Source organism: Exiguobacterium sp. HSB13 (assembly GCF_056764755.1).
On record NZ_JBUZOM010000001.1, the window covers coordinates 285,178 to 300,444 of the forward strand.

At 47.7% G+C, this 15,267-nt stretch carries 19 protein-coding genes; 14 read left to right on the plus strand and 5 right to left on the minus strand.

Features of this window, described 5'->3' with window-relative positions; genetic code table 11:
• The first annotated feature begins 14 nt into the window (after nt 1-14).
• The 6 genes from ACZGCQ_RS01465 (at nt 15) to ACZGCQ_RS01490 (ending at nt 4,164) form a co-directional block, all read left to right on the plus strand.
• A complete protein-coding gene (locus ACZGCQ_RS01465) occupies nt 15-440 on the plus strand; it encodes a BrxA/BrxB family bacilliredoxin (protein ID WP_481265163.1) in 426 nt (141 codons plus the stop codon).
• A gap of 287 nt (nt 441-727) precedes the next feature.
• Nucleotides 728-1,501, plus strand: a complete 774-nt coding sequence (locus ACZGCQ_RS01470) for a transporter substrate-binding domain-containing protein (RefSeq protein ID WP_029341130.1) — start codon at nt 728-730, stop codon at nt 1,499-1,501.
• Between the two features lie 57 nt (nt 1,502-1,558).
• Nucleotides 1,559-2,218 carry an amino acid ABC transporter permease gene (locus ACZGCQ_RS01475; protein ID WP_029341131.1) on the plus strand — a complete coding sequence of 220 codons (660 nt, stop codon included), beginning with the start codon at nt 1,559-1,561 and terminating at the stop codon, nt 2,216-2,218.
• Between the two features lie 13 nt (nt 2,219-2,231).
• Entirely contained in the window at nt 2,232-2,954 is a 723-nt protein-coding gene (locus tag ACZGCQ_RS01480; protein ID WP_041255311.1) for an amino acid ABC transporter ATP-binding protein, read from the plus strand.
• Between the two features lie 65 nt (nt 2,955-3,019).
• A complete protein-coding gene (locus tag ACZGCQ_RS01485) occupies nt 3,020-3,556 on the plus strand; it encodes a GNAT family N-acetyltransferase (protein WP_214808240.1) in 537 nt (178 codons plus the stop codon).
• The gene (locus tag ACZGCQ_RS01490; RefSeq protein WP_481265164.1) at nt 3,538-4,164 is read left to right on the plus strand and encodes an HD domain-containing protein; all 627 of its coding nucleotides are present in this window, start codon (nt 3,538-3,540) and stop codon (nt 4,162-4,164) included. The genes ACZGCQ_RS01485 and ACZGCQ_RS01490 overlap by 19 nt, the downstream gene beginning before the upstream one ends.
• 77 nt (nt 4,165-4,241) lie before the next feature.
• Here ACZGCQ_RS01490 and ACZGCQ_RS01495 read toward each other — a convergent pair whose 3' ends face one another.
• From ACZGCQ_RS01495 to ACZGCQ_RS01510, 4 genes are all read right to left on the minus strand, one after another.
• Complete coding sequence (locus ACZGCQ_RS01495; RefSeq protein ID WP_047390876.1) at nt 4,242-4,955, minus strand: ZIP family metal transporter; 714 nt, start codon at nt 4,953-4,955, stop codon at nt 4,242-4,244.
• A 274-nt stretch (nt 4,956-5,229) separates the two neighbouring features.
• Nucleotides 5,230-5,994 carry a 2,4-dienoyl-CoA reductase gene (gene fadH, locus ACZGCQ_RS01500; RefSeq protein ID WP_481265165.1) on the minus strand — a complete coding sequence of 255 codons (765 nt, stop codon included), beginning with the start codon at nt 5,992-5,994 and terminating at the stop codon, nt 5,230-5,232.
• 85 nt (nt 5,995-6,079) lie between these two features.
• Entirely contained in the window at nt 6,080-7,015 is a 936-nt protein-coding gene (locus ACZGCQ_RS01505; RefSeq protein WP_023467624.1) for a manganese-dependent inorganic pyrophosphatase, read from the minus strand.
• A 57-nt stretch (nt 7,016-7,072) separates the two neighbouring features.
• A complete protein-coding gene (locus tag ACZGCQ_RS01510) occupies nt 7,073-8,149 on the minus strand; it encodes an N-acetylglucosaminidase (protein WP_481265166.1) in 1,077 nt (358 codons plus the stop codon).
• Between the two features lie 76 nt (nt 8,150-8,225).
• Here ACZGCQ_RS01510 and ACZGCQ_RS01515 point away from each other — a divergent pair, with 76 nt between their 5' ends.
• Together ACZGCQ_RS01515 and ACZGCQ_RS01520 are read left to right on the plus strand one after the other, a co-directional pair.
• Nucleotides 8,226-9,188 (plus strand): aromatic acid exporter family protein, encoded by a 963-nt coding sequence (locus ACZGCQ_RS01515; RefSeq protein WP_235147627.1) that lies wholly within the window; start codon nt 8,226-8,228, stop codon nt 9,186-9,188.
• A 229-nt stretch (nt 9,189-9,417) separates the two neighbouring features.
• The gene (locus ACZGCQ_RS01520; protein ID WP_029341139.1) at nt 9,418-10,542 is read left to right on the plus strand and encodes a M20/M25/M40 family metallo-hydrolase; all 1,125 of its coding nucleotides are present in this window, start codon (nt 9,418-9,420) and stop codon (nt 10,540-10,542) included.
• A 62-nt stretch (nt 10,543-10,604) separates the two neighbouring features.
• Here ACZGCQ_RS01520 and ACZGCQ_RS01525 read toward each other — a convergent pair whose 3' ends face one another.
• Nucleotides 10,605-10,784 (minus strand): hypothetical protein, encoded by a 180-nt coding sequence (locus tag ACZGCQ_RS01525; RefSeq protein WP_023467629.1) that lies wholly within the window; start codon nt 10,782-10,784, stop codon nt 10,605-10,607.
• A 108-nt stretch (nt 10,785-10,892) separates the two neighbouring features.
• Here ACZGCQ_RS01525 and rnz point away from each other — a divergent pair, with 108 nt between their 5' ends.
• Genes rnz through ACZGCQ_RS01555 form a run of 6 tightly spaced genes read left to right on the plus strand, consistent with a single transcriptional unit; the run spans nt 10,893 to nt 15,245 of the window.
• Nucleotides 10,893-11,798, plus strand: a complete 906-nt coding sequence (rnz, locus tag ACZGCQ_RS01530; protein ID WP_481265167.1) for a ribonuclease Z — start codon at nt 10,893-10,895, stop codon at nt 11,796-11,798.
• Between the two features lie 3 nt (nt 11,799-11,801).
• Complete coding sequence (locus tag ACZGCQ_RS01535) at nt 11,802-12,698, plus strand: hypothetical protein (RefSeq protein ID WP_481265168.1); 897 nt, start codon at nt 11,802-11,804, stop codon at nt 12,696-12,698.
• Nucleotides 12,695-13,099: a DUF4430 domain-containing protein gene (locus ACZGCQ_RS01540; protein WP_214747685.1), complete on the plus strand. Its 405-nt coding sequence runs from the start codon at nt 12,695-12,697 to the stop codon at nt 13,097-13,099. The genes ACZGCQ_RS01535 and ACZGCQ_RS01540 overlap by 4 nt, the downstream gene beginning before the upstream one ends.
• Nucleotides 13,077-13,796 (plus strand): hypothetical protein, encoded by a 720-nt coding sequence (locus ACZGCQ_RS01545; protein WP_481265169.1) that lies wholly within the window; start codon nt 13,077-13,079, stop codon nt 13,794-13,796. Before ACZGCQ_RS01540 ends, ACZGCQ_RS01545 begins: the two co-directional genes overlap by 23 nt.
• Entirely contained in the window at nt 13,732-14,685 is a 954-nt protein-coding gene (locus ACZGCQ_RS01550; protein WP_481265170.1) for an ATP-binding cassette domain-containing protein, read from the plus strand. The genes ACZGCQ_RS01545 and ACZGCQ_RS01550 overlap by 65 nt, the downstream gene beginning before the upstream one ends.
• A complete protein-coding gene (locus ACZGCQ_RS01555) occupies nt 14,682-15,245 on the plus strand; it encodes an ECF transporter S component (RefSeq protein WP_481265171.1) in 564 nt (187 codons plus the stop codon). Before ACZGCQ_RS01550 ends, ACZGCQ_RS01555 begins: the two co-directional genes overlap by 4 nt.
• Nucleotides 15,246-15,267: the final 22 nt, after the last annotated feature.

Consider the following 15,267-nt stretch of genomic DNA (forward strand, 5'->3'; position numbering starts at 1 on the left):
AAGGAGGCAATACGATGGATTTCCAAATGTATTTTGAAGATGTTGTCCAAACAGCCCGCAAAGAAGCGCAAGCTGCTGGATTTGAAGAATTAACGACGCCAGAGAGCGTGGATGAAGCAATGAAACGCGAAGGGTTAACACTTGTCCTTGTCAATTCTGTTTGTGGATGTGCTGGCGGGATCGCCCGTCCTGCTGCAGCGTATGTCAATCGGAAAGATGGCATCAAGCCCGATCATTTCGTTACGGTATTCGCTGGACAAGATCGTGAAGCGACAGACCGTGCACGTGAATACTTCGAAGGTTATCCACCTTCATCTCCATCATTTGCATTAATGCAAGACGGAAACATCCTCTCGATGGTTGAGCGGTTCGACATCGAATCGTTCACGGCAGAAGAGGTCGTCGAGAAACTTGAATCATTGATTGAAATCTACGCATAAACAAAGAAGACTCCTGATAAAGGGGTCTTTTTTTGCGCATTCATGAGATTAAAATAATAAATTTGAAATTTGAAAGCGTTTGCAAAACTGTATAAAAAGTCATTTATGCATGAATTATGAATAGAAAGTCAAAAAAATTTATATATTTATGCTTTACAGTGAATAAATATTCGTATATCCTAAAAGCAATAGAACAGGTCAGGCTTTTCGGTATTGAATTGGACATACACATAAGTCATACTATTGTTAAAGTTCTGACAATTGAGCGTTGGAAGGGGAAAACTCGAATGAAAAAATTATTAGCAACGGCAATGGCAGGCATTCTGGCAGTCACGATGGCAGCATGTGGCGCGTCGGAAGAATCAACAGGTGGATCAAGTAAAAGTGATAAAGTATTGACGATGGGAACGTCAGCGGATTACTTCCCATTTGAATACATCGATACGAAAAAAGGAGAGGACATCGTCGGATTCGACGTTGCGATCGCCAAAGAAGTCACGAAAAATCTCGGGTATGACTTAAAAATCGAAGACATGGAGTTCGGTAGCTTACTTGGTGCCCTCAGCTCAGGTCGTGTCGACTTCGTCATGGCGGGCATGACACCAACAGAAGAGCGGAAGAAAAACGCTGACTTCACGGATATCTACTTCGAATCAAAAAACTTAGTCATGACGAAAGATAAAGCCATTAGTTCGGAAGACGAACTCAAAGGCAAAAAAATCGGTGTCCAGCTTGGTTCCATCCAAGAGGGACTCGCAAAAGATCGCTTTAAAGACAGCGAAGCGGTTCCTTTAAACAAAATCCCAGAAATCATTCAAGAATTAAATACAGGTCGGATTGATGCCCTCATCATCGAGGATGCAGTAGCCGTCAAATACATGGATCAAGATGCATCCCTGAAAACGTACCAGATTGAAGAAGATGGTCCAGCTGGTTCAGCGATCGCCTTCAAAAAAGGGGACAAGATGCGTGACGATTTCAATAAAGAGTTGAAGAAGATGATCGACAGTGGTGAAATCGATAAATTGGCAGAAGAATGGTTCCAAAAAGAAGCAAAATAAGTCAAGTGCATGGGGGTGGGGGTAACCTCATCCCTTTTGTGCGACGTTAGGAGATTGATTATGATAGACTTTACAAAGATTCAAGATTCAATTCCATATATTCTCGAGGGGATTCCGGTCCTGTTCCAAGTCGTCATCGTGGCGGCCATTGCCGGGATGCTGATCGGAATCGTCGTCGCGGCACTGAAAATCACGAAGAGCCGGGTTCTCCGTTTCATCGGTCATGCCTACACGGCGATCTTCCGGGGAACACCGCTGATCTTGCAACTGGCGATCGTCCACTTCGGATTACCGCAACTGACAGGGTATGTCACAACAGGATATCAATCGGCAATCATTGCCTTCTCCCTAAACTCCGGAGCGTATATCTCGGAAATCATCCGGGCAGGGATTCAGGCTGTTGATCGTGGACAGTGGGAAGCGGCGGATGCGCTCGGTATTTCGTATTTCAAACAACTCCGTTCGATCATTTTACCGCAAGCCTTTAAAAATATCCTTCCTGCGATCATGAACGAATTGATCACGTTGACGAAGGAATCAGCACTCGTCTCGACGGTCGGTGTGCTTGATGTCATGCGTCGTGCGCAAATCGTCGGAGGAGAAAAGGCGATTTATTTCGAACCGTTATTGTTTGCCGGATTCGTATATTTTGTTCTCGTCATGGGATTGAGCTTGATAGGCCAACAAGTCGAAAAAGCTATGAGAAAGAGTGGGTAATCAGATGGAACCTATGATCCAAGTCACCGATTTGCATAAGCAGTTCGGAAAATTAGAAGTATTAAAAGGTATCTCGACGACGGTTACACGCGGTGAAGTCGTCGCTGTCATCGGACCGTCGGGATCCGGTAAATCAACATTTCTGCGGTGTATCAACTTACTTGAACAACCAACGAGTGGAACAATCATCGTCGATGGTTTCGAATTGACGAAACCAAAAGCAAATATCTCAAAAGCACGTCAGAACATCGGAATGGTTTTCCAACAGTTCAACTTGTTCCCGCATAAGTCCGTTCTCGATAACTTGACGTACGCACCGATCAACGTACTTGGTATCTCAAAGGATGAGGCAGTTAAACGGGCGGAGACGTTACTTGAGCGTGTCGGTCTAGCGGAAAAACGTGATAATTATCCGAACCAGTTGTCAGGTGGGCAAAAACAACGGGTCGCGATCGCCCGTGCGCTTGCGATGGAACCGAACGTCATGCTGTTTGATGAACCGACGTCCGCTCTTGACCCGGAGATGGTCAACGAAGTTCTTGACGTCATGAAGCAGCTAGCTGAGAGTGGGATGACGATGGTCATCGTCACACACGAGATGGGCTTCGCGAAAGAAGTTGCGGATCGTGTCCTGTTCCTCGACGAAGGAATTTTGATGGAAGAAGGTTCACCGGTTGAACTCTTCGACAATCCGAAGACGGACCGGGCGAAAAAATTCCTCGAAAAAGTTTTATGATCACAGTACGCTAACTCTGAAAAGGGTTAGCGTTTTTCGGTTTTTTAGTATAGAGGAGGATAAAATTGAAAAAACTACTGGAAGGTCACCACATCCGGCTGACGCGTTTTCAACGGGAAGATACCGAAGTGATGCAACGTCTGCTTGACGATGTAACGTTTGCCCGTCATTTTAGTGCGACGCCATACCGCCATTTATCGATGGACAAGGTCGAACAGATGATGGCGACAGATGCACCGGAAACATTCCGTTTTGCCATTCGCAATTTTGAAGATGAACGGATGATTGGCGTCGTTGCACTGGAAGATATTCTATTTACACACGGAACGGCATGGCTGATGATCGGGATCGATCCGGATTGTGAAGGGCAAGGGTATGCGACGGATGCGCTACAGACAATCCTCGAATACGCCTTCTTAGAGCTGAACCTGTACCGGATTCAATTGACGGTCTTTGAGTATAATACACGTGCGGTTAAGCTGTACGAACGCCTTGGATTCGTACAGGAAGGAAGATACCGTGCCTTTTTACGACGAGACGGAGAGCGGCATGACATGTTACTTTATGGATTACTCGAACCAGAATGGAGGAATCGACAATGATTCAAGAAACGGAAATCTTCGTCCGGTCGTTTCACGCGACGGACTTTTCAGGTCATGATTATGCCCATATCGAACGGGTTCGTCGTTTAGCGTTACATATTGCCAAACAAGAAGGCGGAAACGTCAAAATCATCGAACTATCTGCCTTACTTCATGACGTAGCAGATAGCAAACTCGGGGGAACGGCAGAGAAGGTCGCGACCTTCTTGCAAGGAAAGGTGACGGAAGAAGAACAGGAACAGATTCTAGCCATCATCACGGGCTTGTCCTATAAAGACGGTACACGCCCACCAATGCGGACAATCGAAGGGAAAATCGTCCAGGATGCTGATCGTCTCGACGCGATTGGTGCAATTGGAATTGCACGAACGTTTCAGTTCGCTGGTCGGTTCGGAGAGCCGATGCATGTGCCTGGACTAGCACCACGAGAGCCCGGTGACCGAACGGGAGAGACGAGTGCCCTGAATCATTTTGAAGAAAAGTTATTCCGACTAAAAGATTTAATGAATACGAAAGCAGCACTTCATTTAGCAGAGGAGCGGCATCGCTATATGCAAGAGTTTGTTGCTCGGTTCAAGCAAGAGTGGGACGGTACGACAGACAGCTGAAGACTGATTTTCGAAATGACTAAAAAACAATGCGCGTTTCCGACTAAGCTTACGGAAAATGCGCATTGTTTTTGTTATTAACTGAGGATGATTGCTGTAATCAACCCAAGTGCTGCGAACAGACCAACGATCGCACCACCTTCCTCGTGAGCTTCCGGCATCATCGTCGAAGCGAGCATCGCGATGATCCCACCGCTTGCGAAGCCACCAATCATGGCAAACTGCATGTCCGGGAGTTCTGCAAGAATCGTATAGCCAGCGAGAGAAGCGAGAGCGGAGATCAACCAGACGACTCCCCACATCAGCAATACTTTATTCTTCGAGAAGCCATCTTTTCGCAAACCGGTCGTACTCGATAAACCTTCCGGAATGTTACTGACGAAAATGGCCGCGACGAGTGCCGCGCTGACATTTCCGGATAACAGACTGGCACCGATCATGATTGATTCAGGGATCGCATCAAGGATCGTCCCGAAGAAAATCGCCGTTCCCGTGCCTTCGTTCCCACCAGATGAGCGTTTTCGTTTACTCGCGCCGCGTGACGAAACGAATAGGTCGAATCCTGTAAAGACGAGTGCTCCGACGATGAAGGAAATCGCGACAACGAGTGTTGTTGACTTCTTTAATGCTTCATCGAGTAACTCAAACGTCGCTGCTCCAATCAAGATGCCGGTCCCAAACGACATGATATAGCCGATCAGTCGTTGTTTTAAGGGTAAGTACAATCCAAACAAGGCACCGATGACGACGGCACCACCTGCTAACGCTCCCCAACCGAACGCTTCCCACATACGATCGCCTCCTTCTTGTCCTTTCTACCTGTTCTAGATAATTCATAAACATAGCGAAAAGAAAGAAAAATAGTTCGAGACGCATACAAGGGGCTGACTCAAAAAAAGAATGACGCGTCTTTTCACGTCCTTTCCTCAGGCGAGACACAAGCAAGAAAACTAGCTTGTTCGTCTCTGACAGTGCAAAGATGCGCTTTTTCCTGTAGGAGTGACGTGAAATGCGTCATTCTTATCTTTGTGGAGACCGACTTCTTGAGCCATTACATCTCAATCATTAGAACGGTTGTTTATTTAACCAATGTCCACCATCAAGAGCGATACATTCTCCGTTTAAGTAGAGAGCTTGATCTGACACCATCCACGTTGCAAGTGTTGCGATCTCTTCCGGTGTCCCGAACCGACCGAGCGGGACGTTGCGGCGAATTCGTTCCGCGTGTTCTGGTGATAATGCGAGTTTGTCAGCACCACCTGTCCGTTCGATCGGTCCTGGACTGATCGCGTTGATACGGGCTTGATATTTATAGCCCCATTCGACGGCAAGCGTCCGCGTCAAGTTCAGGACACCGGCTTTCGCAGCGGCGCTCGGAGCGACACCAGCGCCAGCCTGCCACGCATACGACGCAACGATGTTGACGATTTGTCCGCCAACGACTTGATCTTCCTGCCATCCTTTGACCAGAGCGTGACAGCAGTTGAATGTCCCGTTGAGGACGATATCGATGACCGTCTTCCAGCCATTTGGTGATAACTCGTCGGTCGGGCAAATGAAGTTCCCGGCAGCATTGTTGATCAATGCCTCGAGACGACCGAACCGTTCGCGTGCTTGATTGACAGCAGCCAGACAAGCGTCTGCGTCACGGACATCCATCTGAATCGTCAGATGTTCGCCTTGAACCTGACTCAAAGCTTCGTCCATCAGCTGCAAGCGTTCCGCGTCGCGTCCTGTAACGACGACGTTCCAGCCGGCTTCCTTTAAGGCGAGCGCCATCGCTTTCCCCATTCCGTTTGTTCCACCCGTCACCATGATCGTTTGTGTCATATTGATTCCTCCTTTATGTAATGAATGAACAGCCATTCATATTCTTTATTCAAAAAAGAAGGAGCGAACTCCTTCTTTTTTGAACTTATTGTGTTGCAAGAGCTGTATCTGTTAAGACAGGAACGACTTGTTTCTTACGTGAAACGACACCTTCGAGGTAAACAAGGTTGTTCGTCGCTTCAAGACCGTAAGCACGCTCAACGAGATTTGCTTCTTTCCCGAGGACGAGTCCGACTGAGTTGTTCGTCAAGATATCCGTGACGATGAAGACGAATAGATCAAGACCTTTTGCAAGGATGACTTCATTGATTGCTGTTTCGAGTTCTTCTTGGCGAAGCAAGACTTCTGCTGTATCGACCGTGTTGACTTGAGCGATTTCGACTTTGAGTGTTCCCATCGTGAATTCTTTTGCATCAAGTGAGATCAATTCAGGGACCGATTTCTTCGAGAGATCAGCTCCAGCTTTGAGCATCTCAAGACCGTAGACGTTCGCATCGACACCAGCGATTTCTGCGAGTTCACGCGCTGCGATGATATCTTGCTCCGTGCAAGTCGGCGATTTGAACAGAAGCGAGTCGGAAATGATTGCGGATAACATCAAACCAGCGATTTCTGGTTTGATTGCAACACCATGCTCTTTGTAGAGCTTGTTCAGGATCGTTGCTGTACAGCCGACCGGTTCAGCCCGGTAGTAAACAGGATCTGATGTTTCGAAGTTTGCGATCCGGTGATGGTCGATGACTTCTGTGACAGTCACAGCATCGATATCGTTCGCGCTTTGTTGACGTTCGTTGTGATCAACTAAAATGACGTGCGATGCTTCTGTTGCGACTTCTGTCACTAGGCGTGGTGCTGAAACTTTAAACGTATCAAGTGCGAATAACGTTTCATCGTTCATTTCACCGAGGCGGATGGCTTCGGCATTGACACCGAGTGCTTTCTTTAATTCTGCATAAGCGATTGCCGATGTGATCGTATCGGTATCAGGATTCTTGTGACCAAATACTAAAACTTTTTCCATGACGTGTTCACTCCTCAATGATTGTTGTCTCGCCCTATAGTGTATCATATCTCGGATTTAGAAAGCGTTCATTTTCACCATGATACCAGCGATTTTTTCACTCCAGAAAGGGTCTGACGCGTAAAAGACGTTCATCCCTTTTTGTTTGTTCCCAAGGTACGCGCCACGGAAATAGCGACCGTCCCGATCGAGATAATCCTTTGCAATGAAACGACCGGTCTGCTGAATCGAGTCCGTCAAGGATTTATAGACTGTCGCATCTTCTCCCGGCGCGGAATCGGTCGCATTGACGCCGAACAAGTTATTTTTCTCGCGGGCAATCTCAGACCGTCCATAATCGGATTCGTGGATGGCGTGTGCGAGTAGATAGGCCGCGTTGACACGGTATTTCTTTTCAACGGACTTAAAGACTTTTCCTTTACCGATCAAGGGGCTGTCCGGTGCTTGCTCCTTGATGAACGCATCGAGTTGTTTGGCACTGAGGCGCGTCGGCTTCGTCAAATCACGTGTTAATGTCTTCGATTCAACATATTTTGTCGTCCGAGGAGTCGTTTTCGTCGCTTCACCGGCAACGATCAGTCCACCAAGTCCGCTGTCCGCGACGATGTAGTGAAGGAGACGATCTCCTTTCGTCTGATAATACGATGCATTCGAGACTCGTTCTGCCGGGAACGGACGTAAGCGGTCCGTTGGGACATGACCCGTCACGCCGGCGATGCTGACACGACTTGTCTGTTCACCGAACTCAAGCAACTGGACACGTGTGCCGGAAGCGACGTACGTGAGCCGTTTCTTTAACTCAGGATCACGATGAATCGATAGAATACCACGATCATCGACGATCCCAGTACCTGGTCCACCGAGGTAGACGTAGCGGTCGTCCGATGAACGCTTGACAGCACCACGCTGTCCCGCGTACTCCTTCGCTTCGGCGAACGTCTGGAAGTCTTGCTCGTTGATTTTGCCTTTTTCATAGCGCTCAGCCGTATAAGGCGCTGGTGGGGTTAAGACAGTCTTCGGTTCCTCGCGGAGCCAAAAGAACAAGAGGACTCCGATGAGGAAGAAAAAAAGTAATCCTTTTATCGAACCGGTCCGGCGCACGGGACGACCGGGGCGGATAGTGCGTGTCGTCAAAGTAAATCACGTCCTTTAAAAAGCAATGGACATTCCTGTCCAACGTAGGTAGTCTAACAAAGAAAAACAAAAGGGGGTGAACCTGTTGCAAATCGGTTATCGCACGCTGAAGACAGCGGTCGCTGCTGCGCTCGCGATGTGGATCGCAGAACAACTCAAGCTCGACTATTACGTCTTCGCTGCCATCATCGCCATCTTGAGCATCCAGTCGACACGAAAGAAGACGTTCCGGTCTTCTTACGAGCGCATCATGGCATCATTACTTGCCATCGTGCTCGGATTTATTCTATTCGAAGTCATCGGCTATCGTCCGGTGACGTTATTGATCTATTTCATTTTATTCCTTCCATCCGTGCAACGCCTCCGACTTCAGGACGGTTTCATCACGAGTGTCGTCATTTTGACCCATTTGTATACGGAACGTCAGCTTAACGCGCACATCTTATTGAACGAATCCTTATTGCTTGGCATTGGTGTTGGTGTCGGATTGCTTGTCAACATGTACATGCCAAGTCTTGATTTATTGATTGACGACCGGCGAGAAAAGATCGACCAACGAATCGCCGCCTTATTCTTCGAAGTCGCCGCTGCGATCGAGACAGGGCGGGTCAATCATCATGCGTTGACGCTTGACGAGACAGAACGTCTGTTACGTGAAGGGAAGGATGCCGCCTTAAAACGAATGGGAAACGCGATCGGTCGTCGGAACGATGATGAAGATTATGCCTACTTCCGGATGCGCGAACAACAATTCGAGTTACTACGCGGTATCGTCCATCATGCCGAGGAACTCGTCCTCGTCGTCGAAGAAGGAAAAAAAGTCGCCGACTTCTTTCGGACGATTGGTGACAATGTCCGACCTGAAGCCGACGCAATGGTGTACATTTCAGAACTAGAGGCATTATTGACACGTTTTCGTGCCTCTGCCTTACCCGTCACGCGGGAGGAATTCGAAGTCCGCTCTGCCTTACTGCACATGCTACAAGAAGCGGAGCAATATTTACGTTTAAAACAACGCTACGTTAATCAAAAGAAATAAAACATCGTCGAAGCGAACGTACCGATCAGGAAGATTGCTAAAATCCCGATTGTCGTCCATTTGATGATGCGTTGTTGTTTCGATGGTTTTGCCATATCCACTACTCCTCTCTTACATCAACTGATTAATGCCATTGTACAAACAACCTTTCAGAAGTGCAAATGACGATGGGGATGGTATACTAAAAAAGCGCTAATGGATTGAAACATATTAGGAGGAGGGTTTTGTCATGGTCAATGAACAACGCGTATTAGATACGTTTTTAGAACTTGTCCAGATTGATTCGGAATCAAAAGAGGAGGCACGGATTTGTGCTCACTTGAAAAAAACGTTCGAGGATCTCGGATGTGATGTGTTTGAGGATGACGCTTCATCTAAGACCGAACATAAAGGAAATAACTTGATCGTCACACTTCCAGCAACAAAAGAAGGGGTCGACAAAATTTATTTCACTTCCCATATGGACACGGTATTTCCGGGGCAAGGCATTAAACCAATCATCGAGGACGGTTACGTCAAGACGGACGGCACAACGATTCTTGGGGCAGATGATAAAACAGGTCTCGCATCTCTGATCGAACTCGTGCATGTATTGAATGAAACGAAACAACCTCACGGGAAAATTCAGTTCGTCATCACAGTCGGTGAAGAATCTGGACTCGTCGGGGCGATGGTTCTTGACCCATCAAAAATCGATGCGGATTATGGCTTTGCACTCGATTCAGACGGTAAAGTCGGAGACATCATTACAGCTGCTCCAACGCAAGCAAAAGTCAATGCGAAGATTTTCGGGAAAACAGCTCACGCTGGTGTCGCACCGGAAAAAGGTGTCTCGGCGATTACGATTGCGTCAAAAGCAATCGCGAAAATGCCGCTCGGTCGGATTGATGAAGAGACGACAGCTAACATCGGACGGTTCAGCGGTGGTGGTCCATCAACGAACATCGTTTGTGATTATGTCGAAATCTTCGCGGAAGCACGGTCACTCGTCGCTCCGAAGATGGAAGCACAGACAGAGAAGATGAAAGCGGCGTTCGAAGAAGCGGCAGCAGAGCTTGGTGGTCGTGCTGAAGTCGAAGTCAAAGTCATGTACCCGGGCTTCAAGTTCGAGGATGGAGATCAAGTCGTCGAAGTCGCGAAAGCAGCGATCACACAACTCGGACGCACACCACGCCTCTTACATTCTGGTGGTGGATCAGATGCCAACGTCATTGCTGGTTTTGGTATCCCAACGGTCAACTTGGCTGTCGGATATGAAGATATCCACACGACGAATGAGAAGATGCCGATCGAAGAACTCGTCAAAACAGCGGAACTGTGCGTGACGTTAGTTGATTACATCACGAACAAATAAGCTGATGAAACACAAAAAAGAGTGTACCGCAACATTGCGGTACACTCTTTATCATTGTACGATTAAACTACTTGAGGACGATCAACATATTCCATAGACTCTAGAACGAGTTCTTCTGTACATAATAAGGTCGAAGCGATTTCATCGATTTGAATCGACTTTCCGTATTTTTGCCGATAACTCTCGTTCAGTTTGCGGGCTTCCCGGACGATGCGGGCATAGGTCCGTTCAATCTTAGTCATGGAAAAAACCACCTTCCAAATCTGAATAGGTACAGTTTACCATGCTTCACCAGAAGAAAGGTGTATTTTGTGTATAAAAAATGCTAATTTTACGAAAAGGGGAAAAAGATGGAATTTTATTTTTTAGGGACAGGAGCCGGTATGCCGTCGAAACAACGAAACGTCACATCGATTGCCTTGTTACACCCCAAAATGACCTGGTTGTTCGATTGTGGAGAAGCAACGCAACATCAAATCTTACACAGCCCGATCAAACCACGAAAAGTCAACGCAATCTTCATTACCCATTTACATGGGGATCATATCTTTGGTTTACCAGGATTCATTAGCACAAGAGCAGCGCTTGAAGGCACGACACCGCTAACGATCTATGGACCGACCGGGATCAAGGAATGGATGGACGCGACATTACGCATCACAGGAACATATCTACGTTATCCACTCCGGATCGTTGAAGTCGAAGACGGTCAAACCTATGAACAGGACGGATTCCGCGTGACGGCGCGGTCGCTTGAGCATCGTTTCCCGGCGTTCGGGTACCGACTCGAAGGACCAGAAGAGCGGGGGGCCTTGCGTGTGGATGCACTGAAGACACTTGGAGTGCCATCTGGTCCGATCTATCGCCGAATCACACTGGAAGATACCTTCGAATTCGAAGGAACAGTCTATCCATCGTCCGACTTTTTAGAATCACCAAAACCGGGTGTCAAGTTAGCTGTTCTTGGCGATACGATGCCGTGTGCGGCCTCGATCGAACTGGCGCGAGATGTTGATGTATTAGTCCATGAAGCGACGTTTGCCGATCGGGAAGTCGAACATGCGGGACGCTTCGGTCACTCGACCGCTCGACAGGCAGCTGTCATTGCAGAAACGGCCCAGGCGAAAAAGCTTCTATTGACGCATGTATCTGCTCGTTATGTCGATCAGGAAGAAGTACTGGAACAAGAGGCACGAGAAGTATTCGCGAACAGCCATCTCATGTATGATCACCGGACCGTCCCGGTCAAAGGATAAACGATGGACTTTCTCATTCTATGGGCGCTCTTTTTACTGGCTGCTATCGGATTAGGTTTTTTGCTCGAACGTCGGACGGAAAAAGAAAAATACTTGTACATGAAGTTCATTTTTTATGCGTGCCTCGGTGCCGTGTCGTTTCCAGTCTATGATATTCAGTTACCGCTCGGCATCATTATTTTCCTAATCGTCCTGCACCCAAAAAAGAACTCGCGTTATAAACGGTACATGGCACTCTTTGGGTTCTTATTCTTCCTGTTCCAACTCTTTCTCGGTCCGTTTGATGCTGGAATGTTGCGGGAAGAAACACAACAGATTGGTCGTGTGACGATCACGGATGACTCATTCGACAATTTCCTTTCTCAAATCGAACGACGTGTCGGTGAAGAGGGACTGCGGATGGAACAAAGTCAGTTGATGTTCGATCGGGGCGGGAATCTCAGGAACGCATCGTTTGAGATGCTCGTCGAAACGCCGAAACGCTTCATTCGTTACGATGTGAGTTACCAGGAGCTGACAGGAACGATTTCCTATCGACCACGTGAAGAGTTGACAACAAAATCGTTGACGTCGTATTACCAGAAACTGATTGATGCGAATCAATCGTTTGAGACGTTGCGAAAGCTTTCGATTCATGAGATTTTACATGATTCCAAAACACCCTATGTCGAGATGGATCTCGATGGGCTCTATGAAACGTTTAGTCTGCAGGATGCAACGGTCTTCTTGATTGATGACGAAGGGAAACTGATTCCGTACGTCAATACAGGGGACGATGTCTTAGCGAATGCGGTCCGTCTGACCTATTACCGTTCTGACGGTCAATCCTTACGCGATAAAACTATTCTGTTATATAATTACAGCTTTGAGACATCAAGGCGAAAAGGAGTCGTACGATGAAAAAATGGTTATTTGCTGCAAGTATCGTGTTACTTGCCGGTTGCGCGGAAGCAAAAGAGGAGCAACAAACGGCGTCTTGTGAGGCGGAAGTCAAGGTATCAGTCGTGGATCACGTCAAAGATAAGACGTTGTTTGATAAAGACGTATGCTTGAACGAAAACGATACAGCACTGGATGCACTTGAAGATACGACGCTCGATGTCGTCAAAACAGGTAAAGGTGAGATGGCATATGTCACGGCAGTTGATGGGATTCGCGAAAAGTCCGCCGGAGCAGGTAGTGGCTGGGTCTTCGGAGTCAACGGTAAACCAGGCGAAGTCGGTGCCGGAAGTTATGAACTGAAAAAAGGAGATCGTCTCGAATGGCGATTTGAAAAAGATGCAATGGCTTATTTTGAGTAAACCAGAACGGGAGCGACTTCACCCAGTGAACGTCGCTCTCTTTTTCATCGGGATGATTACGATCCCGTTCGTCCTCACACATGATCAATCCGTGATCGTCGTCTATCATCTGCTGTTGTTTTTATTCGTTCAAGAACGGACTATTTTTCGATATCTGTTACTTCCAGCCCTCTATGCCGTCATGATGTGTGTCCCGCTTCTTTATGGTGCAAGTATCGACACAGTAGCGATTTATGAAACGACGGTTCAAGTGACGCTATTCATCACGTCGAGTCAATGGATTTTTACGTTGGTTCGACTCGATCAGATGGGACCGTTGTTTCGTTTCTTACCTCGACTGACACGATTGACGGGGATGGTGCTGGCGCTGATTCCGTCTTTCTTACGAACCTGGCCGGAAGTCAAGATGAGTCATCCGGATGCGTCGCTTGCTGTTCGCTTGGAGCGGATGGCAGCCTATCATATCCTACCAATTGAAGCGGTACCGTCTCGTTTAAGACCGATCACGCGACGTGATGTTCAGACAGGTTTGTTGCTTGCGACAGGACTGGTTCTTTGTCTGACACCATGGGCAATCATTCCGGCGATGATTTTGCCCATAGCGCTATTATTTACAAAAGGAGGAATCCGGGATGCCTATCATGTATACCGACATCGATCGCGAAGAGCGACTACGTCAACAGGCGAGCGAACATGAACAACCCGTCTTGACACCGGAGCGCTTACTACATGGACGTGTCCGAGATCTTCTGGCGACGGGTTCCTTGTTTCGGGCAGGAGAACTCGCGACCTTGCTTGGACTAGAAGCTTTTTTTGAAGCGGAGTCGAGTGAACTCTCATCCGGGGAACAACAGCTCGTCGGACTCGGTCATGCGTTGTCTTCGTCACCAAAGACGCTGTTCTTGTCGGAACCGTTTCTCTTTCTTGATCATGTCAGGCGAAAGCGATTGATGGGATTGCTTGAAGAAATCGAACGACGGTTTGTTTGTCAGATCCATTGCTCGATGACGATACAATCCGACTTGTCGATTACGAGTCGCGCCGCTGAACTGGCAGGTCGTACCCTGAATCGGATCGAAAACGTCCAACACCGTTATCCGTTACAGACACGCTATGCACTCGTAACAGAAAAATTATCGTTTCATCAAGGTGAACGGATTGCGATTATTGGTGCGAATGGTAGTGGGAAATCGACGTTACTACGACTCGCGCTCGGTGTCGAGCGACCGCTGTATGGAAAAGTCCGGCGGTCGGGGGAGACGCATTATGTACCAGCGCATCCGATGCTTGCGCCATTAGACGATCGAAGCGGTAGTTTTACGACACAAAAAAAACGTCTCTTGGACGGTATCGATTGGAGTAAAGACAGCTATTACTTTGATGAGCCGACAGCGGGTCTCGATGACATAGATCGAACGACTTTCATCAATTCGTGGAATACGAACCCGACGACGCTCATTGTCATGGCGACGCATGACTCAGCTCTGATTCGAGCAGCACAGCGCATCATCTATCTCGTGCACGGAGAAGTAGCGTTTGACGGACCAACGGAGCAATTTTTACGTGAAAGCCGGTTGTTCGTATGATCGTCGCAACGATTCTGATTATAGGTCTGTTCTTGATCATCTTCGAAAAACTACCGATGACGGATCAACGATTACGGTTCATCGCTATCATCACGGCAGCGGCAATCGTCGGACGATTGTTGTTCTCCAGTTTGCCGAACGTCCAGCCGGCAACGGCACTCATCTTATTAGTAGCCGTCTTCATCCATCCGATCGTCGGTGCCATTTCTGGGATGCTTGTCGTCGTGTTGACGAGCTTGTTTCTCGGAAGCGGTCCGTTCGTTCTCTTTCAAGCACTAGCCTATGCGGTGATCGCCAGTCTAGGATTCATCCCGTTTCTTCGTTACCGGATCGTATTGACTGGGTATGGATTTCTCGCTGGTTTCTTATATGGATGGGTGAGCAATCTCGGTTTCTTAGTATTGACCGGATTCTCGTGGCAAGCTTTTTTGACACTGCTTGTAGCCGGGGGAACGTTTGATATGCTTCACGGATTCAGTAACGCGATCTTCATTTGGATATTGTTTCCGATTTTTTTACGAATTATGCATTCATTCGATGAAAAGAGGGGTACAGAATAGTAACATACCGAACAGGAGGGAA